Source organism: Acidovorax sp. LjRoot117 (genome assembly GCF_964252695.1).
Classification (GTDB): domain Bacteria; phylum Pseudomonadota; class Gammaproteobacteria; order Burkholderiales; family Burkholderiaceae_C; genus Acidovorax.
The window spans coordinates 247,530-268,995 of record NZ_CAXUPO020000001.1; the positions used below are offsets into that span (position 1 = coordinate 247,530).

The window sequence follows — 21,466 nt, forward strand, 5'->3', positions numbered from 1 at the left end:
TGGACACCCTTCATGGCGCCCGGATTGGGGCACTGGGGTAAATTCAGCCCTGTTCTTCTACCATCACCGCTTTGCCGCGGGCCCCGGCCAGGGCGGTGGGGGATGGCACACGCGGGCGCAGGTCCTCTTTTCTTCCCGATTGCATTCATGAAACTCCACATCGTTCCCGCCCGCACCGGCATGACCTGGGTCAAGCTGGGCGTCCGCGCGTTCTGGCGGCAGCCCATGGCGCTGGCGGCGCTGTTCTTCATGACCATGGCGGCCATGTCGCTGGCCACGTTGATCCCGCTGGTAGGGCCGGCCATCGCGCTGGCACTGCTGCCATCGGCCACGCTGGCGATGATGGTGGCGGCGGCCGAGGCCACGCAGGGGCGGTTTCCCACGCCCGCCGTGCTGCTGGTGGCGTTTCGCACCGGGCAGCAGCGGCTGCGCGACATGCTGGTCCTGGGCGCGCTGTACGCCGTGGGGTTCCTCGCGGTGATGGGGCTGTCGGCCCTGATCGACGGCGGGCAGTTTGCCAAGGTGTACCTGGGCGGCGCGCCCCTGACCAAGGAGATGGCAGAAGACGCGGCCTTCCAGAGCGCCATGTGGACGGCCATGCTGCTGTACCTGCCGCTGTCGCTGCTGTTCTGGCATGCGCCCGGGCTGGTGCACTGGCATGGCGTGCCGCCGGTCAAGGCGCTGTTCTTCAGCATCGTGGCCTGCCTGCGCAACTTCGGCGCCTTCATGGTCTACGGGCTGGGCTGGCTGGGCGTTTTCCTGCTGGGCGGCGTGGTCGTGACGCTGGCGGCAGCGCTCCTGGCGGCGATGGGCTTGAGCGGCGCGGCCTCCGGTGGTGTGATGGTGGGTGCCGCGATGATGCTGGCCGCCATGTTCTTCACCTCGATCGTGTTCACCTTCCGCGATTGTTTCGAGCCGCCCCACCACCCGTCTGACGAGGCCACCCATGACACCCCAACGCCCCCGCCCTCCGACCCAGCTGCTGGGCCGCACTGAAGACGAGCTGGCCTGGCACCGGCGCCGCAGCCTGCTGCAGGCGGCCGCGCTCTGGGTGGCCGGTGGCGGCTGGACGGCCGCCCAGGCCCAGTCGCGCAGCAACATCGTGGAGCTGCGCGGCGACGTGCGGCGCAACGGCGAGGCGCTGACCCCGCAGCACACCATCACCGCGGGAGACCGCATCGAGACCGGCCCGGGCGCCACGGTGGTGTTTGCCGTGGGCGACGGCGCCTTCCTGGTGCGCCAGAACTCCCACGTGGCGCTGGAGGGCGACACGCCCACCGCCGTCAAGGTGCTGCGCCTCGTCAGCGGCGCCGTGGCCAGCGTGTGGGGCAAGGGCGCGGACCGCAAGGTCATCCTGCCCACGGCCACCGCAGGCATCCGCGGCACGGGGGTGTATGCCGAGGTCTTTGCGGACCAGGGCAACCGGGGTTACTTCTGCAATTGCTACGGCATCGTGGACCTGGCCACCGGCGGCGAGAGCGTGGTGAGCGAGGCGTCCTACCACCAGTCGTTCTGGGTCGAGAACGCGCCGCGCAATGGCCGCCTGCTCACGCCCGCGGGCGCCATCAACCACACGGACGAGGAGATGGAGTTCCTGGCCAGCCTGATCCAGCAGCGCACCGCGTGGCAGATTGCGGGTCGCAAGGGTACCAAGGACGGCACCGGGCAGATGGGCTACCCCGCAGCGCCTGGCGGGAGCAACGCATCACCTGCACCGGCGGGGTCCACGCCAGCGTCCTCACCGGCGTCAGCGCCTCCATCGACACCAGCACCCGCGCCAACGTACCGCGCCCGCCCCCCGTCTCCCTACGGCTCCGACTACTGAGACAGCGGCGGCCGGGGCCGTCACTGCTCATCAGGGACATCAGGGACAACAGTGGCATTGGTGGCATTGATGGGCATGAGTGAGCATTGCTATCCGCCACTGCGCCTTGCTGCAAATCACTGCAAGTCACCGCCAATCAAAGCCCTTCAGCGGTGCCAGAACGCAAAAAGGCCGACCCCATGGGGCCGGCCTGAAAGCTCGATGCGAACGCGCGAGAGGTCAGCCCTCCCGCACTCCGATCTCAGGTACCGATGTTGCCGCCGTCGTTCTTCGTGATCACGATGGTGGCCGAACGGGGACGCTTGCCTGCGCCGTAGCCAGCGTTGGCAGGCCACTGGCTCTGGAACTTGGCGGGGTCGGCCAGGTTGGCCATGCCGGTGGATTCGCCCGGGTGCTGGATGTTCACGAAGATCGTCTTGCCGTCCGGCGTTTCGGTCAGGCCGGTGATCTCGCAGCCCTTGGGGCCCACCAGGAAGCGCTTGAGCGTATCGGCCGTGGCCGCCTTGCCCACGGGCGTGACGACGTCGAACTTGCTGCCGTCGGTCTTGGTGTACGTCAGCGTCTTCTTGCTGCCATCGCCCACCTGGCCGGGCACGGCTGCCATCATCATGCAGTTGCTGACGTCGGTGTAGGCACCGTCATCGGTCTGGATCCAGCAGATGCCCGTGGCCTTGCTGAAAGCCAGGCCATCGGGGCTGGAGAAGTCCTGCTCGTCCGTCAGGGCCGAGATGTTGATCAGCGTCTTGTCGGCACTGGCTTCGGCGCCGAACAGGTACACGTCCCAGGTGAAGGCCAGGACGGATGTGCCTTCCTTCAGGCGCACCATGTGGCCGTTGGGGTTGCCCTCCTGCTTGGTGGTGCCCTTCATGTCGGTGTAGGCACGGGGATTGGCCGCGTCAGGCAGGTACTGGCCGCTGCCAGGGTTGGCGCTGCGGGCGCTGTTGTTGGTCAGCGTGAAATACACCTCGCCATTGGCGGGGTTCACGGCGTTCCACTCGGGGCGGTCCATCTTGGTGGCACCCACGGCGTCGGCGGCCAGGCGGGTGTTGATGACGATGTCGGCCGCGTCGGCGAACTTGTACGTGGTGTAGCCGCTGATGGCGGTGTTGGTGAGCGACAGCTCCACCCAGCTGCCGGTGCCGTCGGCGTTGAACTTGGCTGCGTACAGCTTGCCGCTGTCCAGGTACTTGTCGCCAATGGCCAGGCGGTCGTTGGCGTTGGCATCGGCCGCGTTCCACGTAGCGGTGGATACGAACTTGTAGATGTACTCGCCGCGCGAGTCGTCGCCCATGTAGATGGACAGCGGCTGGCCGGCCACCACCTTGCCGAACGCTGCACTCTCGTGCGCGAAGCGGCCCAGACCCGTGCGCTTCTTGGCCATGCGGGTCTTGTCGTAGGCGTCGATCTCGACGATGTAGCCCATGCCGTTCATCTCGTTGCGGTAGTCGTCCGTGCCGTCCACCGACGTGCCGGTCTTGCTGTTGTTCCAGCGCTGGTACTTGTCGTCGGCGCCGCCGCTTTCCCAGCCGTGGCGCGATGCTGCGCCCTGGGTGCGGCCATAGCGCTTGAGGGACGTCACGCTCTTGTCGTTGCCGCGTGCGGCGTCGTCCGCGGCGCCGCGCGTGAAGTAGCCAAACCAGTTTTCTTCACCGGTCAGGAAGGTACCCCAGGGCGTCTTGCCCGTGCCGCAGTTGTTCAGCGTACCGCGGGTGGTGGTGCCGGTGGGCGAGAACTTGGTGAACAGTTGCGCGCTGCCGCGGGCCGGGCCCGAAATCTCGATGGGGCTGAGCGAGGTGAGGCGGAAGTTCAGCGCAGAGTTCTGCGCGTAGGCCCACTTGCCACCGGACTTTGCCACTTCGATCACGGCGATGCCGTGGATGGCCGTTTCCTTGTCGATTTCCGCTGCGGGACGGGGCAAGGTGGTGGTGCCGCCGTTGGCATGCAGGAAGTACGAGGACAGCTTCTCGTCGGTCGTGGCTTCGTGGTTGATGGCCAGCAGGCCGCGTTCGGTGGCGTTGTCGCTGCGCTTGCCGTCAGCGCCCAGGCCGAACCATTCCATGCCGTCATGGTGGTCGCCAGCGCGCTTGTCGAAATCACCGTCGGTGCCGTCGTTCTTGTACGCAGCCACGCCTGCAGCGATGGGGTCGCCCAGTGCGAAGATCACGCTGGCGGTGTAGCCCACAGGCACCGCTACCACGTCTGCCAGGCTCTTGGGCACCGCACCAAAGCCCAGCAGCTTGGAGCCAGTGGGTGGCGGTGTCACCGCTGGGTCGTCGCTGCCGCCGCAGGCGCTCACGCCAAAGCCAGCCAGCATGGCCGTGCCCACCGACCCCACGCTGCCACGCAGCAGGCCACGGCGCGACAGCCGTGCACCCAGCACCGACTCGAACGTAGGGTTGGCGGAGGTGTTGGCGTTCTCGTTGTTGAAGTCAATGGCCTGCTCGGGCGCATCCACACGGTGGGTCATGGTTCTTCCTCGGGGGTTATTGGTTACAAAGCCTGTGGAGCGTAGAAACTGCAGGTGACATCGCCGTGAAGTTTTTGCGTCGGTTTCGTGACAGCCGATCCCGGCCGCGCGCAAGGGGATTGGGTCGAATACGAATCACTACCATTTGTATAATTTCGGCTCCCACCGCCCACCCAGCCACTACCGCGCCCAGCACCGACCGGTGCGCGGGCTCACCCAGCCAAGTGCGGCCTCTCCGTTCCCGCCATTTCCTCGCGGTGCCACGCCCGGCCACAGGCCGCCCGTGCGGCAGCCTGCGCGATTCCTTGGAGACCCTGCATGACGTTCCCCTCCCTGAAGACTTCCCTGCTGGTGGCCGCACTGTCCGCCTGTGCATACAGCACTGGCGTCGGCGCGCAAACCGTTGCCCCTGCAGCAGCACCCTCGCAGGCCCAGGCACAGCAGGCCGTGACGAACCAGGCCGTGGCCGCGCACTACGCACAGCTGGTGCACGCCAACTACGCCGACACGCTCGCCAGCGCCCAGGCGCTGCGCGAAGCCGTGGCGGCCTTCACGGCCAAGCCTTCGGCCGACACGCTGGCCGACGCCCGCAAGAAGTGGCTGGCCGCGCGCGAGTTCTACGGCCAGACCGAGGCGTTCCGCTTCTACGGCGGCCCCATCGACAACGACAACGGGCCCGAGGGCCGCATCAACGCCTGGCCCATGGACGAATCGTTCGTCGACAGCGTGCAGGGCAAGCCCAACGCGGGCCTGGTGAACAACCGCAAGTTCGTGATCAGCAAGAAGAACCTGTCTGCGCAGAACGAGCGCGGCGGCGAAGAGAACATCGCCACCGGCTGGCACGCCATCGAGTTCTTCCTGTGGGGCCAGGACCTGTCCGAGACCGGCCCGGGCGATCGCAACTTCGAGGACTTCGTGGACGGCAAGGCCCCGAACGCCGACCGCCGCCGCCAGTACCTGACCGTGGTGACCGACCTGCTCATCGACGACCTCACCTCGCTGGTGAAGGCCTGGGCACCGGACGCCAAGAACAACCACCGCACCCGCTTCGTCAAGGGCGGCCAGGAGTCCGTTCGCAAGATGCTCGTTGGCCTGGGCTCGCTCTCGCGCGGCGAGCTGGCTGGCGAACGCCTGGAAGTGGCCCTGAACAGCCAGGACCAGGAAGACGAGCACTCGTGCTTTTCGGACAACACCCACCGCGACGCGGTGACCAACGCCAAGGGCATCCAGAACGTGTGGCTGGGCGAGTACCAGCGTGCCGACGGCAGCGTGGTCAAGGGCGCATCGCTGCGCGATCTGGTGGCTGCCAAGGACGCGGCGCTGGCCGACAAGACCACCAAGCAGATCGCGGGCTCGGTGGCTGCTGCCGAAGGCATCCAGGCACCGTTCGACCGCGAGATCATCGGCGGCAAGGACGCGCCGGGCCGCCAGCGCATCCAGAAGACCATCGACAGCCTCACGCAGCAGAGTAAAGACCTGGTGGCCGCAGCCAATGCCATCGGCATCACCAAACTGACCCTGGTCCAGCCTTGAGCATGAAGCCTGCGCAAGCCATTGCCCGCCGGCTCACCGTGCGCCCGGCAGCAGCCAGCATCGGCATCGTCGCGATCGCCGGCTTCGGCGGCCTGGGCCTGCAGTCGTTGACGGCAGCGCCCCAGCCTGACTCGCTGGGCGAAAAAACCGGCGGCGAGACCACGGTGTTCGCCACCGGGCGCAATGCCTTCTCGTTCCCGGCCGCCAACCTGACCGACGAGGAGCGCACGCGCTTCGTCATCGGCAACTCGTTCTTCCGGCGCAACTGGGTGGAGGCGCCCGCGTCCACCAAAGCCCGCGACGGCCTCGGCCCGCACTTCATCGCGCGCTCGTGCGGCGGCTGCCACGTGCAGGACGGCCGGGGCGAACCTCCGGCGATCTTCAACCGCCTGGGCGAAACGAAGGACCCCACCGTGGCCCTGCTCATCCGTCTGTCCATCCCCGGCACCGACGTGCACGGCGGGCCGGTGCACGACCCGGTGTACGGCGACCAGTTCAACAACGCGGCCATCCAGGGCGTCAAGCCCGAAGGCCGCGTGACCCTGCGCTACGACACCATCAAAGGCAAGTTTGCCGACGGCACGCCCTACACGCTGCAAAAGCCTGTCTACGGTTTTGCCGACCTGGGCTACGGCCCCCTGCACAAGGACGTGATGACCAGCCCGCGCATCGCGCCGCAGATCATCGGCGTGGGCCTGCTCGAAGCCATTGCCGAGGCCGACATCCTGGCCAACGCGGCAGACCAGGCCGCCGCCCCCGGCCCCATCAAGGGCGTGCCCAACAAGGTGTGGGACGGCCCTGCCGGCCGCATGATGACGGGGCGCTTCGGCTGGAAGGCCAACGTGGCCACCATCGCGCACCAGACGGGCGGCGCCTTCCTGGGCGACATGGGCATCACCTCGCGCCACTTCGCGCAAGAGGCCTGCACGCCCATGCAGAAGGACTGCCTGGCCGCCCCCAGCGGCAAGAGCGGCGGCGACCAAGGCCAGCCCGGCGTCGAGATCGACGACAAGACCCTCGCCGACGTGATCTTCTACCAAGCCACGCTGGCCCCACCGGCGCGCCGCAACATCAACGATGCACAGGTGCTGCGCGGCCAGGCATTGTTCAGCCAGGCCCAGTGCGCTACCTGCCACCGCCCGAGCTACGTCACCAAAGAGGGGCCGTTTCCGCAGTTGACGAGCAAGGCGCTGAGCGGACAACGCATTTTTCCGTACACAGACCTGCTGCTGCACGACATGGGCGAGCGCCTGGCCGACGGCCGGCCCGACTTCGGTGCCAACGGCCGGCAGTGGAAGACGCCTGCGCTGTGGGGCACGGGCCTGATCAAGGACGTGAACGGCCACACCCGCCTGCTGCACGACGGCCGCGCGCGCGGCGTGCTCGAAGCCGTGCTGTGGCATGGCGGCGAGGCCGAAGAGGCCAAGGACCAGGTGCTGAAGATGAAGAAGGCCGACCGGGATGCGCTCGTGAAATTCGTGGAGTCACTATGAGAATTTACCCCCACGCTCCCCACTCCGTGTGGTCGCCGCCCCCCGACGGGGCCGCGTTTTCATCTTGGAGCGGCCCGGCGATGAAAACATCCCTCCTTGCAGCCGCCCTGCTGCTGGCCACCCTGCCCCCTCTCACAGCGCAGGCACAGTCTGCGGCGCCCACTGCACCCGCCATCCCAGCCTGGCAGCGCAACGCCGTGCCGTTCTACGACACGGTGCATGCCCTGCAAGGCATCTACGGCCACTGGGCCCTGCCACGCGCACAGGACTTTGACCGCGAGGCCCGCGCCCTGGTGCCTTCCGTGGCGGCGCTGTGCCAGGCCCCGGCGGCAAACGGCAAGGCCGCGCTCGAATCTGCACGCACCGCCTGGCAGGCCACGGCCCGCGCGTGGGAGCAGCTCGCCGCCGTGTCCGTCGGCCCGGTCATCGCACGCCGCAGCCAGCGCGCCATCGACTTCACGCCCACGCGCCCTGCATTGATCGAAAAAGCTGTCGCCACCCAGCCCCAGGGCGCCAAGGCCTTCGAGCGCATCGGCACGCCTGCCAAGGGCCTGCCCGCGCTGGAATGGCTGCTGTGGACGCGCCCGGCCCAACCCGGCAGCCCTGCCTGCAGCTACGCGCACGAAGTGGCGCAGGATGTGGCGCGGGAATCCGCCGCACTGGCCAAGGCCTACGCCGACGCGGCGACCACCGACTGGGGCGCCGAGGACGAGCAGGAGGCGTCCACTGCGGCCATCAGCGAATTCGTGAACCAGTGGGTGGGCGGCATCGAGCGCCTGCGCTGGGCACAGATGGACAAACCCCTGCGCGCAGCCCAGGGAACGCGCACGCCGGACTACCCCCGCACCGCCAGCGGCACCACGCTGGCGGCCTGGGCGGCCACCTGGGGCGGCCTGCGCAGCGTGACCACACTGCCCGCCAGCGCCGACATCCCTGCCGCCGGCGAAGCCCTGGTGCCTCTGGAGATGTACCTGCGCGGCAAGGGCTTGAACCCGCTGGCCGACAAGCTGCGCCAAGCCACCGACAAGGTCGACGCGTCGATGGCCCAGGTGCAGAAGTCGGGCCTGCAGAACAAGGCGGCCATCCAGCAGACGGCCAAGGACCTGACGGCGCTGAAATTTCTGGCCGAATCCGAAGTGGCGCCTGCGCTGCAGGTGAGCATCGGGTTTTCGGATGCGGACGGTGACTAGCAAACACAACCCCTGCGCGCAGCCAGCGCCCCCCTTGCTCGGGCAGAACCGGCGGCAGGTGCTGGCCATGCTCGCTGGCCTCAGCGCGTGGACGGTGCTGCCGCGCAGCGCATGGGCCAGCACCGGCGCAGGCGGCCCTGCAGGCATCTCGCTCGCGGCTGCCTGGGAGCGCGAGGGAAGCTTCTACATAGGCTCGCTGTCAGCGCACGAAGGCGCGGGCCAGGCCCTGCAGGTGCGCGCTGCGATGGAGGTGCCGACCCGCGCCCATGGCCTGTGCGTGCTGCCCGGCGGCGCGGTGCTGGCCGTGTCCCGCCGACCGGGCGACTGGATGGTGCACTGGCAGCCAGGCCGGGGCAGCCGCCCACCCCTGTGGCTGTGGCAGGACGGAGAGCGCTCCTTCAATGGCCATGCACTGTGCAGCCCGGACGGCCAACGCGTCTACACCACCGAAACCGATACGGAAACCGGTCAGAGCTTGATCGGCGTGCGGCATGCCGCCACGCTGCAAAAAATCGCCGAGTGGCCCACCCACGGCATCGACGCCCACGAACTGATCTGGGACACCGGCAGTCGTGGCGCGCCCACGTTGATCGTTGCCAACGGCGGCGTGCCCACATCGCCTGAAACGGGCCGCGTCAAGCGCGATCTGGACGCCATGGATTCGTCTCTGGTACGGCTCGACGGCCGCAAGGGCGACCTGCTGGGCCAATGGCGGCTGGAGGACAAACGCCTGAGCCTGCGCCACCTGGCGTGGAGCCCCGATGGCAAGACACTGGGCATTGCGCTGCAGGCCGAGCATGGCGACAGCGCCGCCAAGGCGGCGGCGCCCATCCTGGCGCGGTTCGATGGACAACAGCTGACGACGCATGCGGCGCCGCGGTCGCTGTCTGGCTACGGTGGCAGCATTGCCGCAACCCGCGCTGGCTGGGCGGTGAGCTGCCCCCGGGTCGACGGCGTGGCGCACTTCGCGGCCGACGGCACCTGGCGCGGACTGATTCCGCTGGAAGAAGTATGCGCGCTGGCCGCCGATGCGCAAGACCAGCTCTGGGCGGCAGGGCTCACGCGCACGCTGCAGGACGCGCAGGGGGACCGCCCTGTCGCGCATCCGCATGCCCACGCCCTGGCCGGTGCGCGCATGGACAACCACTGGGTGCGTCTCTGACGACGCGGTTGCGAACCGGCGGCTGCTACGGCCTCTGCTTCAGGCGGAATCACCGCGCCGCGCTGCACCGCGCCCAGCAGTACTCAATTCATCCGCTCACTGGCGGCCGCCCCGAAACAGAAAGTACCCCATCACGCAGGCCCCCACCACGGCCAGCATGCGGGCGATCCATGGAGCGACCAGCCAGGCGCCCACCACGCCGGTCACACGGCCCCACACCTGGGGCGACTGCAGGGCGCTGAGCGGCTTCTGCCCGCCCGGGCTCAACCCGCCATGGGCCGAAGCGATGGGGTAGCCGCACCCCGGACAGGCCACGGCCAACGAGGACACCTGTCGGTTGCAGTCGGGCATGTGATCAACGCCATAAGCTCTCCTTCATGAGGGGACGCCACCCGCCGGTGGCTCGATCAATATCTGCACGCGCCGGTTGCGCTGGCGGCCCGCGGGGTCGTCCTGGCCGTCCGGCGTGGTGTTGGCAGCCACAGGTTCGCGCTTGCCGCGCCCTTGCGCTGCGACACTGCGGCCCGTGCGCTCTTGCAGTGCATGCGCCACGGCTTGAGAGCGGCGCTGCGACAGCGTGTCGTTGTAGCCATCGGAGCCTTTGCTGTCGGTGTGGCCCACGACGCGCAACGGCGCGCGCGGATAGCTCTGGATCAGCTCTGCTGCCTTCTGCAGCGTGGGCAATGCATCGGGCCGCAGGTCGGCCTTGTCGAAGTCGAACAGCACGTCGGCAGGCAAGTCGATGGAGATCGCCTGCTGCGCGGTCTGCCGCGCATGCAGCTCCGCAAGCAAGCTGCGCGTGATGGCCAGCCGCTGCGGCGGCACCTCGGCCTGCCGCAGCAGCAGGGCCGTCTGCGGCTGTGCTGCGGTCCCTAGCGAGGTGGCGGGCGCTGCGCCCTGCAGCGAGGTCTGCCGCGATGAGGCGCCGAGCGTTCCCTGCGCATTCACCGGGCTGAGCCGTGTGGCGGGTGCCGCGGCAGCCGGCCGCAATTGCGTGGGCACGTGTTTCAGCGACCGGCCGCTGCGCACATCAGCACCTGGCACCTGCTGTGCCCAGCCCGCCGACGCGGTCATCAGCAGCGTCGCAGCGACTCCGGTGGCCCTCGCTGCCACCACCGCCAGCACCCGTCCTTTCGGGGCTGGACTGAATGGACCACACGCCACGCGGTCAGCCCTTGGCGGCGGGCAGTGGCACGTCGATGGCCAGGCCAGGTGCCACGATGTTGTCGCCCTGGTTGCCGTCGTTGAACACCAGCTTGAGTTGCCGCGCGCTGGGGGCCACACTGCCCATGAAGACGAGCTGCCCCTCCAGCGTTTGCCCCTCGCGGATGGTGATGTCCCGGTTGCCTTCGGGGCGCTGGATGTGCAGCTTGGCGCCGCTTTCGTCCTGCAGGTAGGTGTCGGCCAGCGCCAGCATCGTCGAGTTGGTGATGCGGTTGGCGAACGAGATGCTCACGTCCAGCACGGTGGCATCGCCACCCACTTCGGCACCTTTGATGCGCACGGTCAGCCCAGCAGGTGCGACCCCCTGTATGGCCAGCGGCAACTTGACGGGTGCGGCCTGCACAGCGGCGGTAGACGGGTGTGCCGGCGAAGCCGGCGCTGCAGCAGCCGCCACAGGATAGGCCGGTGCGGCAGGCACTGCGGGCATAGCAGGGGAGGCCGGCGATGGCGCCGCTGCCGCCCCGGTCGGCGGTGATGCCACGGGCTCGTTGACGCGATCACCGCAGGCGACCAGCCAGCTGGCGAGCAGCACTGCGGCGGCAGTCCGGCTCACAGGCTTGCTCCGAGTCTCGGGTGCGTCTCGCGACGGGATTGATGCCATGGTTTCCTCCCAGAATGGATCGCAGTGCACGCCCGGGAACAGGGGGTGGGCGCCATGCGTTGAACAATTCTTGGAGACCCTGGCCGCGCAGGGGTAAGGAGTTGTAGGCAACCTTGCCGCGCTGCACCAGACCGTTCAACGCGCCACGAGGCTGCGCACGGAGGCCAAGGGCCATAGTGCCGGGCAATCCGTCGTTCCTCCGAGTTATGAAACTCAATGAACACCGTCACAGCGCGTTACAGCATTGCGAAGCACGAAACACTCCCACAGCCATGAAGCTCACCCTTGCATCGTGGCAGCACGCTTGCGATGAAGGCCCGATGGCGCGGGCCCGCCGCCACCCGGAGACGTTGCTGTAGCAGGTTCAATCGCGACCGCGGCCAGCAGCGCGAACCGTCAATGCGCGCAACGCGGCAAGCACCTTGGCCGCGGCCTGTTCTGCAGTGTGGGCAGCCGTGTCGATCACCATTCGAGAGGCATCTGCACTGCTCTTCATCCCCTCCACGCGGTTGTGCCCGCCTTCCGGCCACGGCGCGTAGTCATGCTGGAGCACGGCCTCCCATCGGGGCGGCACGAGCCCCGGCACATCGGTGGGCCGTGTGTCCACCCGCTGTCGATGCGCGTGGATGTCGGAGCAGATGATCTCCACATCCAAGCACGGCGCCTGCGCATCCCGCGCCACGGCGTGCCACGCATGGCGCGTTACCGCCAAGGGGTTCACGCAGTCCACCAGCACCGGCAGGCCCTGCGCCAGCTGAGTGCGCGCCAGGGCATAGGCCACCACGTAGCCGGCAGGCCCCACATCGCCCTGCAGAGCCATGGAATCCCGCAATGCCTGTTCGATGGTGTCGATGCGAAGGTAGACCGCGCGCCACTGCGCCAGCAGCGCGCGCGCCACCGTGCTCTTGCCCACGCCTGGCAGTCCACCCAGCACCACAAGGGCGAGGCCACCGGCAGGAGAAAGAATGGGCGCAACGCTCACGACATGCCTTTCATCGGTGGTGGGTTACGGCGCTCACCGGAATGACAAGCAGGGCTGACGGACGGCATGCCAGGCCTGCCGCACTGCCCCTGAAAAAGCCATACCACGCCACATACGCCGTACAGCCGAGGCAGACAACTTCCAGGGCCTGCAGCACTCGGCCTGATCGGTAAGCGCCACGACAGCATGCTGCTCATCGGCATGGCGGACTGTCTTCAGTCCACCACCGTGAGCTTGGCCACCGACAGCGCCAGCCATTTGGTGCCGTGGCGAGGAAAGCTGACCTGTGCACGTGCGTCGTCGCCCGTGCCTTCGATCGCCAACACCTTGCCTTCGCCGAACTTGGTGTGGAACACCGCGATGCCCGCGCGCAGGCCGTGCGACGGCGCCGCCTTCTGCACCGGCACCGGGGGGCTGGCGAAAGTCTCGGACTTGAAGCCAAAAGGACCTCTACCGCTGGATCCATAAGCGCTACCAGATCCTGAATGAGGAGCATAGGTGCCAAAGCCCTGCTGCTTGGGCGTGATCCACTTGAGCGCGGCCTCGGGCAGTTCTTCGAAGAACCGGCTCTTGATATTGTAGCGCGTCTGGCCGTGCAGCATGCGGGTCTGCGAATGGCTCAGGTACAGGCGCTTGCGTGCGCGGGTGATGGCCACGTACATCAGGCGGCGTTCTTCTTCCAGGCCGTCGCGTTCGTTGGCGGAGTTCTCGTGCGGGAACAGGCCCTCTTCCATGCCGCCGATGAACACGCCATCGAACTCCAGGCCCTTGCTGGCGTGCACCGTCATCAACTGCACGGCGTCCTGCCCGGCCTGGGCCTGGTTGTCGCCGGCTTCCAGGGCCGCGTGCGTGAGGAAGGCGGCCAGTGGCGAGAGCGTCTCGCCCGTGTCGATGTCCACGATGCCGGGCACGGCCTGGGGCAGCGGCTCGTCGAGCACGGGGGCATCCGGATCCAGGCCCTGGCTCACGGCACTTTGCGAGAGCGGGGTCCCATGCTCGTCCAGCGGCAGGGCCACGGCGTCGCGGCCAAAGCCCTCTTGCGTGACGAAGCTCTCGGCCGCGTTCACCAGTTCTTCCAGGTTCTCGATGCGGTCGGCGCCCTCTTTCTCGGTGCGGTAGTGCTCCAGCAGGCCGGATGATTCGAGCATCTGCTCGATGATGCCGCGCAGGTTGAGGCCCTGGGTCTGCTCGCGCAGCACGTCCACCATGGCGACGAAGGCCCCCAGGTTGGCGCCCGCCTTGCCGGGCACGGCGCTCACGGCGTCGTGCAGCGAGCAGCCGGCGGTCTTGGCGGCATCCTGCAGCACCTCGATGCTGCGCGCACCGATGCCGCGCGGCGGAAAGTTGACCACGCGCAGGAAGCTGGTGTCATCGTGCTGGTTCTCCAGCAGGCGCAGGTAGGCCAGCGCGTGCTTGATTTCGGCGCGCTCGAAGAAGCGCAGGCCGCCGTACACGCGGTAGGGCACGCTGGCGTTGAACAGCGCCGATTCGATCACCCGGCTTTGGGCATTGCTGCGGTAGAGCACGGCGATCTCCTTGCGCTCGAAGCCATCGCTGCGCACGAGCTGCCGGATCTCGTCGACCATCCACTGCGCCTCCGCCAGGTCGGTGCTGGCCTCGTACACCCGCACCGGCTCGCCAGGGCCCTGCGTGGTGCGCAGGTTCTTGCCCAGGCGCTTGCTGTTGTGGCTGATGAGCGTGTTGGCCGAGTCGAGGATGTTGCTGTAGCTGCGGTAGTTCTGCTCGAGCTTGATCTGCCGCTGCACGTCGAACTCGCGCACGAAGTCGGCCATGTTGCCCACGCGTGCACCGCGGAAGGCATAGATGCTCTGGTCATCGTCGCCCACCGCGATCACGCTGCCGCGCGCCTCGAAGCGCCCGCTGATCTCGTTGCCGGCCAGTTGCTTGAGCCAGGCGTACTGCAGCTTGTTGGTGTCCTGGAACTCGTCCACCAGGATGTGCGCGAAGCGGCGCTGGTAGTGCTCGCGGATGGGTTCGTTGTCGCGCAGCAGCTCGTAGCTGCGCAGCATCAGCTCGCCGAAGTCGACCACGCCTTCGCGCTGGCATTGCTCTTCGTACAACTGGTAGACCTCGACCTTCTTGCGGCTGTCGCTGTCGTGCGTGGGCACGTCGCCGGGGCGCATGCCCTCTTCCTTGCAGCTGGCGATGAAGTAGGACAGCTGCTTGGGCGGAAACCGCTCTTCATCGACGTTGTACTGCTTGCACAGGCGCTTGATGGCGGAGAGCTGGTCCTGCGTATCGAGGATCTGGAACGACTGCGGCAGCCCCGCGGCCTTGTGGTGCGCGCGCAGCAGGCGGTTGCACAGGCCGTGGAAGGTGCCGATCCACATGCCGCGCACGTTCACCGGCAGCATCGCGGACAGGCGGGCCACCATCTCCTTGGCGGCCTTGTTGGTGAAGGTCACGGCCAGAATGCCGCCGGGCGTGGCGTAGCCGTTTTGCAGCAGCCAGGCGATGCGGGTGGTGAGCACGCGCGTCTTGCCGGACCCCGCGCCCGCCAGGATCAGCGCGTGGCCTGCCGGCAGCGTGACGGCGGCCAGTTGCTCATCGTTGAGGTTTTGCAGCAGGGGCGACGTGGACTGCTGCGCAGCGGACGCAGAAAGGGGCTCGAAGCCAGCTAGCGAATCTTGTGGGGACATCCAGGCATTGTAGGAAAGCCTTCGTCCTATGATGCAGTGACATGCATCCATGGGAGGAACCTGCTGTGAAGGACAACATTCGCCGGCACGTGCTGGCTTGCGCAACAACACTGTCGGTCGTGTTGGCGGGCTGCGGCGGCGGCAACGGAGATACGGCGCAGGAAGGCCCCGGCGCAGGTGATGTGCCGCCGCTTGTGCCCATGCCTGCATTGACGTACTCCCAGGATGCAGCCGTGTGTGCCTGGATGGCTGCGCATGTCCAGCCCTTTGCATGGCCGGTCCAGGCGGTCGGCCCGCGCACGTGGGCACCTGCTACGGTGCAAACGGTGGACACCCCGATGCGCAACGCGCAAGGTCTGGCCCAGTACCGGGTGACCAGCAACCTGTTGGTGCTGCAGAGCCACTACGCACCTCAAATCCAGGCCAAGGGCCTTGCCCAGTCCAGCAGCCAGCTGTGGGCCCAGGAGGCTGCCTGCAAGTACGCCATCAGCGTGGAATCTCAGACCCTCACGAATCTGAGCTACGAATTCACAGCCTATATGCCCGACAGCACCGCTGCACGGATTGCACAAGAGGACTACACAGCAGGAATCCGTCAGGTGCGCAAACCCGATCCATGCCGCCCTGAGGTTGTGTTTCCGGGTACGCCGCTCCCCCCTGAATGCCGGACCGGTACCTGACATGCGGTCTGCCATAGCTGCTGCCACACTCATCAGCGCCTGCCTGCCGCTGCTTGCTTCTGCGCAGGCCACCTGCTCCAGCGACGGCCAACCCCGGCCCGTCGCGGTGTTCGAGCGCTTCATCAGCGCCGATTGCGAAGCCTGCTGGGGCGAATCGAACACGCCTGCGCCGTCGGCGCGGTCCCCTGCCCTGGTGCTCGACTGGATCGTGCCGACCGCCGCAGGCGACGACGCCCCGCTGTCGGCCGCCGCCACCAACGATGCGCTGGCACGTCTGCAGGCGCTGGGGCGCAGCGCGCCGGCGCGATCGGATGTGCACATCGCCGCGACCGAAGCCCCTGCGCCTGGCCGGCTGCGCGTGGCGCATGGCCTGCCCTTCAACGATTACCTGGGCGCGGCGATTTCGCTGAGCCCGGCCCGCGGCGGCTCGCAGCGCGTTGCAACCCCTGGCCCCTGGACTTTCCACCTGCTGCTGGTGGAGTCGATCCCTGCAGGCGCCGAAGGCACCGCGGTAGCAAGGAATGTGGTGCGAAACATGCTGCAGGGCAGCTGGGACGAGCGCAACCAGCTATCAAAAAAAGAGCACTCCGGATGGAAGGAGATTCGTCCCATGCGCATCCCTGAGGGCGCCAAGCCCGAGCGCCTGCGCATGGTGGGCTGGCTGCAGGATGCGCAGGGGCGCATGGTGGCCGCTGCGCAGTCCGCCTGCCGGTAAACGGAAACGGTGGGCGCGAGATCGGGCAGCCCCGGCGCGGAAGGCCCGAAGGCCATACCGGTCATACCCCCATCGTTATAACGTGGACTGAACAGGCGGGTAGAATCAATCACCGGGCCCAAGTTTCTTGACGCCCGGTTTTTTGTGCCCGCGCACTGCGGGGTTCGGAGCGGCCACCACGGCCCCGCCCACAAACCAAGCCGGGGCCAGGCCAAGCGCCCACCGCAGCAGAAATCGTTTTGCTGCGTCCTTTGATGGAGCTTGGAATCTCATGGAAATCTTCGACTACGACAACGTTCTGCTGCTGCCCCGCAAGTGCCTCGTGGAAAGCCGCTCGGAGTGCAACGCCAGCGTTGAGCTGGGCGGGCGCTCTTTCCGGCTGCCGGTGGTGCCGTCCAACATGAAGACGGTGGTGGACGAAAAGATCTGCACCTGGATGGCGAAAAACGGCTACTTCTACGTGATGCACCGGTTCGACCTGGACAACGTCCAGTTCGTGAAGGACATGCATGCGCAGGGCTGCTACGCCTCCATCTCGCTGGGCGTGAAGCAGCCCGACTACGACGCCGTGGACCAACTGGTGGCGCTGGGCCTCACGCCCGAGTACATCACCATCGACATCGCGCACGGCCACGCCGACAGCCTGAAGAACATGATCGGCTACCTCAAGCAGCACCTGCCTGGCGCCTTCGTGATTGCCGGCAACGTGGCCACGCCCGAGGCCGTGATCGACCTGGAAAACTGGGGCGCCGACGCGACCAAGGTGGGCGTGGGCCCGGGCAAGGTGTGCATCACCAAGCTCAAGACCGGCTTTGGTACGGGCGGCTGGCAGCTGTCGGCCTTGAAGTGGTGCGCGCGCGTGGCCACCAAGCCCATCATTGCCGACGGCGGCATCCGCAGCCACGGCGACATCGCCAAGAGCATTCGTTTTGGCGCCAGCATGGTGATGATCGGCTCGCTGTTCGCCGGCCACGAAGAGTCGCCCGGCCAGACCGTCGAGGTGGATGGCGCGCTGTTCAAGGAGTACTACGGCTCGGCCAGCGACTTCAACAAGGGCGAGTACAAGCACGTCGAAGGCAAGCGCATCCTGGAGCCCGTGAAGGGCCAGCTGGCCAACACGCTCATCGAGATGGAGCAGGACGTGCAAAGCTCCATCAGCTATGCCGGTGGCAAGAAGCTGATGGACATCCGCAAGGTCAACTACGTGATCCTGGGCGGCGACAACGCGGGCGAGCACCTGCTGATGTAGCCGCCAGGCCGCGGCCCGCCGGCCCTACCTCCGCAACAGGTTCTGCGCCATGTGGTGCAGGTCCTTGCCGGGTTGGGCCAGCGTGTCGAGGATGCTGAAGTGGTGCAGCCCCGGTAATATCTGGCAGCGGGGCACCGAATGCTCACCCCAGGACTGCAGCACCAGCCCGTTCTGGCGGCGGAACTCTTCGCTCTCGTCGCCGCCGGCCACACAGTACAGAATGCCGTGCTCCGGAGCGAGCAGGCGCGAGGGGCTGTCCTGCAGCACCTGCTGATCGGTCAGGTGCAAGGCATCCTGCAGGAATGGCGTGTGCTTGAGCGGCTCCAGGTCATGCACGCCCGAGATCGACAGCGCACTGCGCACCAGCCCATCGGGCAGGCCGTTGCCGATCAGCGACCACACGCTGGTCAGCATCATGGCGGCCAGGTGCCCACCCGCCGAGTGCCCGGCCACCGTGATGCGCCGCGGGTCGCCCCCATGGCCCGTGATGCTGCGCGCCACCCACGCCACCGCCTTTTCCATCTGCCGCACGATGTGCGGGATGGTCACCGGCGCCTCGGGCGTGCCGGGGCACAGCGCGTAGTTGACCACCACCACGCAAAAACCCGCCTGCGTGAACGGCGGCGCAATGAAGGAATGGTCGGACTTGTCGAGCGCGCGCCAGTACCCGCCATGGATGAACACCAGCACCGGCACACCGCCCGGCGCGGTGCGCGCCGCTGGGAAGATGTCCAGCGTCTCACGCACGCCGGTGCCATAGGCCACATCCAGCACACAGGGCTGGCTGGCACGCACGTCGGCGGACGTCTTCGCCCAGCGCTGCAGGTAGTCCATGTGGTCGGGCACCAGGGCGCGGTTGTTGTACATGCGCTCCAGCCAGGCGGGGTCGTTCAGGGGCAGGCTCATGGATGTGTCTCCTTTTTTGTGCTGAGGAATCATCTGGGCAATCGGGCCAAGCTGCAAGCTCCGTGACAGGCACGCGCAGCAAAAGGGACCATGATGTCCAGAGAGACGACATCAGAGGATGATCAGAGGATGGAGAGCGCCATGACCACCACCCCGCCACTTCCGCAGCTTCCACGGCTTCGCATCGCCGTCCTCGGCATTGGCATGATGGGCCGCCCCATGGCGCGCCGCCTGCGCGAAGCGGGCCACCAGGTCCATGCCTGGAACCGCACCCGCGCCAAGGCCGAGCCCCTGGCCGCGTTCGGCATCACCGTGCATGACACTCCTGCCAGCGCCGTCCAGCATGCCGACATCGTGGTCAGCCTGCTGGAGAATGGCCCCGTGGTCGGGCAGGTGCTTTTCGACACCGGCGCTGCCATCGCCATGCGCAAAGGCGCGCTCTTCATCGACATGGCGTCCATCCAGCCCCGCGAAGCCCGCGACCACGCCGCCCGCCTGGGCGAAATGGGCCTCACGCACCTGGACGCCCCCGTCTCCGGCGGCACCGTGGGTGCCGAGAACGGCACCCTGGCCATCTTGGTCGGCGGGCGGCCCGAAGACTTCGCCCGCGGCCAACCCGTGTTCGAGGCCCTTGGCCGTGCCACCCACGTCGGCCCACACGGTGCGGGCCAATTGACCAAGCTGGCCAACCAGATGATCGTGGGCATCACCATCGGCGCCGTGGCCGAAGCGCTGCTGTTCGCCGCCAAGGGCGGCGCCGACATGGCCAAGGTGCGCGAAGCCATCAGCGGCGGCTTTGCCGACAGCCGCATCCTGCAGCTGCACGGCCAGCGCATGGTCGAGCGCGATTTCGCCCCCCGCGGCCGCATGGCGGTGCAGCTCAAGGACATGCGCAACGCCCTGGCCACCGCCGGCGAGATCGGGTTCGACGCGCCCATCACCGCCCTCTTCGAAAACCTGTACGCCGAAGGCGTGGAGCACGGCCTGGGCGAACTGGACCACAGCGGCTTGTTCATCGAGCTGGCCAGCCGCAACGCGCAGCAATAATTTTTGGCACCACTTGCAAAGTGCTGAGAAACTAGTGCATAATTCGAGGCTCTGCAGCAATGCAGACAGATTTACGAAAAGTTTGGGTTCTTAGCTCAGTTGGTAGAGCAGCGGACTCTTAATCCGTAGGTCGAGTGTTCGAGTCACTCAGGACCCACCAAACTGCAAAAGCCGCTACAGCGATCACGCTGTAGCGGCTTTTGTCATTGTAGCCTCCGCAGAGCCACTCCACAGTACAGCCCCATGCCATCGACAACCATCACCGGGGCAGGCATGGGCGTTCACACGCTTGCGACTGCAGCCGGGTCCCAGCCGTCCTTAATCGGCGGTCGGCTACCATAGCCCGCCGTCCTACAACGCGGAGTCCGCCCGAGGCCGCACACTCTTCGTCCCGGACGCCAGCAGCCCGCGCACCCAATGTGCCGCGTACGGCCCGCAGGCCCCGCACCGGCTCTTTTTGCACACCACCCCCAAGGAGATCCCGCCATGCCATCACCGCTGCACCGACGCAAAGCCTTGCTCATCGGAGCCAGTGCGTTGACGCCGGCGCTTTGGTCTGCTGCACGCGCGCAGCCCGCCGCCAGCGCAGCGCCGGTACCGTCGTTGCCCAAAGGCGGGCACTGGCCGGAATGGGACGTCTTCAAGGCGCAGTTCGTGAGCGGTGAAGGGCGTGTGATCTCCGACGACGGGGAAGGCGGGCGGACGTATTCGGAGGGGCAGTCCTATGGGCTGTTCTTCGCGCTGGTGGCCAACGACCGCAAGGGCTTCGACACGCTGCTGCGGTGGACCGAGAACAACCTGTGCGGCGGTGACCTGGGCGCGCGGCTGCCTGCCTGGCTGTGGGGCAAGCGCCCGGACGGGAGTTGGGGCGTGATCGACAACAACGCAGCGTCGGACGCCGACATCTGGATCGCTTACGTGCTGGGTGAGGCCGCGCGGCTGTGGAAAGAACCCCGCTACCACGCGCTCGGCGCGCGCCTGGCGCAGCGCATCCTGGCCGAGGAGACGGCCGACATTCCGCAGTTGGGCCTGAGCCTCCTGCCCGGCCCGCGCGGCTTCGTCGAGGGCGAGGGCCGCTGGAAGCTCAACCCCAGCTACATGCCGCTGCAGGTGATGCAGCGGCTGGCCACGCTGTACCCGCAGCCCGCATGGAAGCAGCTGGCGCGAAGCTCCGAGAAGATCATCGTGGGGTCGTCCCCCAAGGGCTACACCCCCGACTGGACGCTGTACGACGCGCAACAAGGCTTCCTCGTCGATGAAAAGGGCAAGGAGAAAGGCCAGGGTGGCTACAACGCCATCCGCGTCTACCTGTGGGCGGGCATGCTGGCGCCCGGTACGACGGGCCGCAAGGCGGTGCTGGCAGCGCTGGCACCCATGGCGCGGCAGGTGCGCGAACAAGGCCACCCACCGGAATACGTCGATGTGCTCACCGGGCAAGGCTCCGGCCCGGGCCCGGCCGGGTTCTCTGCGGCCCTGCTGCCGTTCTTGCAAGCGCAAGGGGATGACAGCGCACTGAAGGCGCAGCGCAGCCGGCTGGCGGCCGCGCCCATCCGGCCGACCGCCTACTACGAGCAAACGCTCTCGCTGTTTGGACAAGGCTGGATGGACGGCTGGTACCGCTTCTCTGCGTCGGGGCAGCTCACGCCCCAAAAGCGCAAGGCATCGTGAACGCGAAGTGTTGCGTGGGGCCATGCTGCTGCGTCGCGCCCAGGGCCTCAGCACTCTCGCCGCC

18 protein-coding genes and 1 tRNA gene are annotated in these 21,466 nt (G+C 67.4%); 12 read left to right on the top strand and 7 right to left on the bottom strand.

Features of this window, described 5'->3' with window-relative positions; genetic code table 11:
• Positions 1–147: 147 nt before the first annotated feature.
• Together ACSQ3D_RS01130 and ACSQ3D_RS01135 are read left to right on the top strand one after the other, a co-directional pair.
• Positions 148–996, top strand: coding sequence for a BPSS1780 family membrane protein (locus ACSQ3D_RS01130; protein WP_056416140.1), 849 nt, complete (start codon positions 148–150; stop codon positions 994–996).
• Positions 947–1,825 carry an iron dicitrate transport regulator FecR gene (locus ACSQ3D_RS01135; RefSeq protein WP_436125640.1) on the top strand — a complete coding sequence of 293 codons (879 nt, stop codon included), beginning with the start codon at positions 947–949 and terminating at the stop codon, positions 1,823–1,825. The genes ACSQ3D_RS01130 and ACSQ3D_RS01135 overlap by 50 nt, the downstream gene beginning before the upstream one ends.
• Positions 1,826–2,066: 241 nt before the next feature.
• On the opposite strand, the gene ACSQ3D_RS01140 is transcribed toward ACSQ3D_RS01135, so the two are convergent.
• Entirely contained in the window at positions 2,067–4,292 is a 2,226-nt protein-coding gene (locus tag ACSQ3D_RS01140; RefSeq protein ID WP_436125641.1) for a PhoX family protein, read from the bottom strand.
• A 318-nt stretch (positions 4,293–4,610) separates the two neighbouring features.
• Here ACSQ3D_RS01140 and ACSQ3D_RS01145 point away from each other — a divergent pair, with 318 nt between their 5' ends.
• The 4 genes from ACSQ3D_RS01145 to ACSQ3D_RS01160 all read left to right on the top strand — a co-directional run bounded on the left by ACSQ3D_RS01145 (position 4,611) and on the right by ACSQ3D_RS01160 (position 9,670).
• Positions 4,611–5,825 (top strand): imelysin family protein, encoded by a 1,215-nt coding sequence (locus ACSQ3D_RS01145; RefSeq protein WP_436125642.1) that lies wholly within the window; start codon positions 4,611–4,613, stop codon positions 5,823–5,825.
• A 2-nt stretch (positions 5,826–5,827) separates the two neighbouring features.
• Positions 5,828–7,318: a di-heme oxidoredictase family protein gene (locus ACSQ3D_RS01150; protein ID WP_436126163.1), complete on the top strand. Its 1,491-nt coding sequence runs from the start codon at positions 5,828–5,830 to the stop codon at positions 7,316–7,318.
• Positions 7,319–7,398: 80 nt separating this feature from the next.
• Positions 7,399–8,508, top strand: a complete 1,110-nt coding sequence (locus ACSQ3D_RS01155; protein ID WP_436125643.1) for an imelysin family protein — start codon at positions 7,399–7,401, stop codon at positions 8,506–8,508.
• A gap of 67 nt (positions 8,509–8,575) precedes the next feature.
• The gene (locus ACSQ3D_RS01160) at positions 8,576–9,670 is read left to right on the top strand and encodes a DUF1513 domain-containing protein (RefSeq protein WP_436125644.1); all 1,095 of its coding nucleotides are present in this window, start codon (positions 8,576–8,578) and stop codon (positions 9,668–9,670) included.
• 96 nt (positions 9,671–9,766) lie between these two features.
• Here ACSQ3D_RS01160 and ACSQ3D_RS01165 read toward each other — a convergent pair whose 3' ends face one another.
• The 5 genes from ACSQ3D_RS01165 to ACSQ3D_RS01185 form a co-directional block, all read right to left on the bottom strand.
• On the bottom strand, positions 9,767–10,021 hold the full coding sequence (locus tag ACSQ3D_RS01165) for a zinc ribbon domain-containing protein (protein ID WP_436125645.1): 255 nt from the start codon (positions 10,019–10,021) through the stop codon (positions 9,767–9,769).
• A gap of 24 nt (positions 10,022–10,045) precedes the next feature.
• Positions 10,046–10,618, bottom strand: coding sequence for an OmpA family protein (locus tag ACSQ3D_RS01170; protein ID WP_436125646.1), 573 nt, complete (start codon positions 10,616–10,618; stop codon positions 10,046–10,048).
• Positions 10,619–10,838: 220 nt separating this feature from the next.
• Positions 10,839–11,447, bottom strand: coding sequence for a hypothetical protein (locus tag ACSQ3D_RS01175; protein ID WP_436125647.1), 609 nt, complete (start codon positions 11,445–11,447; stop codon positions 10,839–10,841).
• 412 nt (positions 11,448–11,859) lie between these two features.
• Positions 11,860–12,477: an AAA family ATPase gene (locus ACSQ3D_RS01180; protein ID WP_235503993.1), complete on the bottom strand. Its 618-nt coding sequence runs from the start codon at positions 12,475–12,477 to the stop codon at positions 11,860–11,862.
• Between the two features lie 215 nt (positions 12,478–12,692).
• The gene (locus ACSQ3D_RS01185; RefSeq protein WP_436125648.1) at positions 12,693–15,137 is read right to left on the bottom strand and encodes a UvrD-helicase domain-containing protein; all 2,445 of its coding nucleotides are present in this window, start codon (positions 15,135–15,137) and stop codon (positions 12,693–12,695) included.
• Positions 15,138–15,202: 65 nt separating this feature from the next.
• On the opposite strand from ACSQ3D_RS01185, the gene ACSQ3D_RS01190 reads away from it, so the two are divergent.
• The 3 genes from ACSQ3D_RS01190 to ACSQ3D_RS01200 all read left to right on the top strand — a co-directional run bounded on the left by ACSQ3D_RS01190 (position 15,203) and on the right by ACSQ3D_RS01200 (position 17,781).
• On the top strand, positions 15,203–15,817 hold the full coding sequence (locus ACSQ3D_RS01190) for a hypothetical protein (RefSeq protein WP_436125649.1): 615 nt from the start codon (positions 15,203–15,205) through the stop codon (positions 15,815–15,817).
• A 1-nt stretch (position 15,818) separates the two neighbouring features.
• Entirely contained in the window at positions 15,819–16,532 is a 714-nt protein-coding gene (locus ACSQ3D_RS01195; RefSeq protein WP_436125650.1) for a hypothetical protein, read from the top strand.
• 271 nt (positions 16,533–16,803) lie between these two features.
• A complete protein-coding gene (locus ACSQ3D_RS01200; protein WP_436125651.1) occupies positions 16,804–17,781 on the top strand; it encodes a GMP reductase in 978 nt (325 codons plus the stop codon).
• Positions 17,782–17,805: 24 nt separating this feature from the next.
• On the opposite strand, the gene ACSQ3D_RS01205 is transcribed toward ACSQ3D_RS01200, so the two are convergent.
• Complete coding sequence (locus ACSQ3D_RS01205) at positions 17,806–18,687, bottom strand: alpha/beta hydrolase (RefSeq protein WP_436125652.1); 882 nt, start codon at positions 18,685–18,687, stop codon at positions 17,806–17,808.
• Between the two features lie 93 nt (positions 18,688–18,780).
• Between ACSQ3D_RS01205 and ACSQ3D_RS01210 the strand changes: the two genes are divergently transcribed.
• The 3 genes from ACSQ3D_RS01210 to bcsZ all read left to right on the top strand — a co-directional run bounded on the left by ACSQ3D_RS01210 (position 18,781) and on the right by bcsZ (position 21,402).
• On the top strand, positions 18,781–19,734 hold the full coding sequence (locus tag ACSQ3D_RS01210; RefSeq protein ID WP_436125653.1) for an NAD(P)-dependent oxidoreductase: 954 nt from the start codon (positions 18,781–18,783) through the stop codon (positions 19,732–19,734).
• Positions 19,735–19,818: 84 nt separating this feature from the next.
• A tRNA-Lys gene (locus ACSQ3D_RS01215) sits at positions 19,819–19,894 on the top strand.
• 326 nt (positions 19,895–20,220) lie between these two features.
• Positions 20,221–21,402 (top strand): cellulose synthase complex periplasmic endoglucanase BcsZ, encoded by a 1,182-nt coding sequence (bcsZ, locus tag ACSQ3D_RS01220; RefSeq protein ID WP_436125654.1) that lies wholly within the window; start codon positions 20,221–20,223, stop codon positions 21,400–21,402.
• The last annotated feature ends 64 nt before the right edge of the window (positions 21,403–21,466 follow it).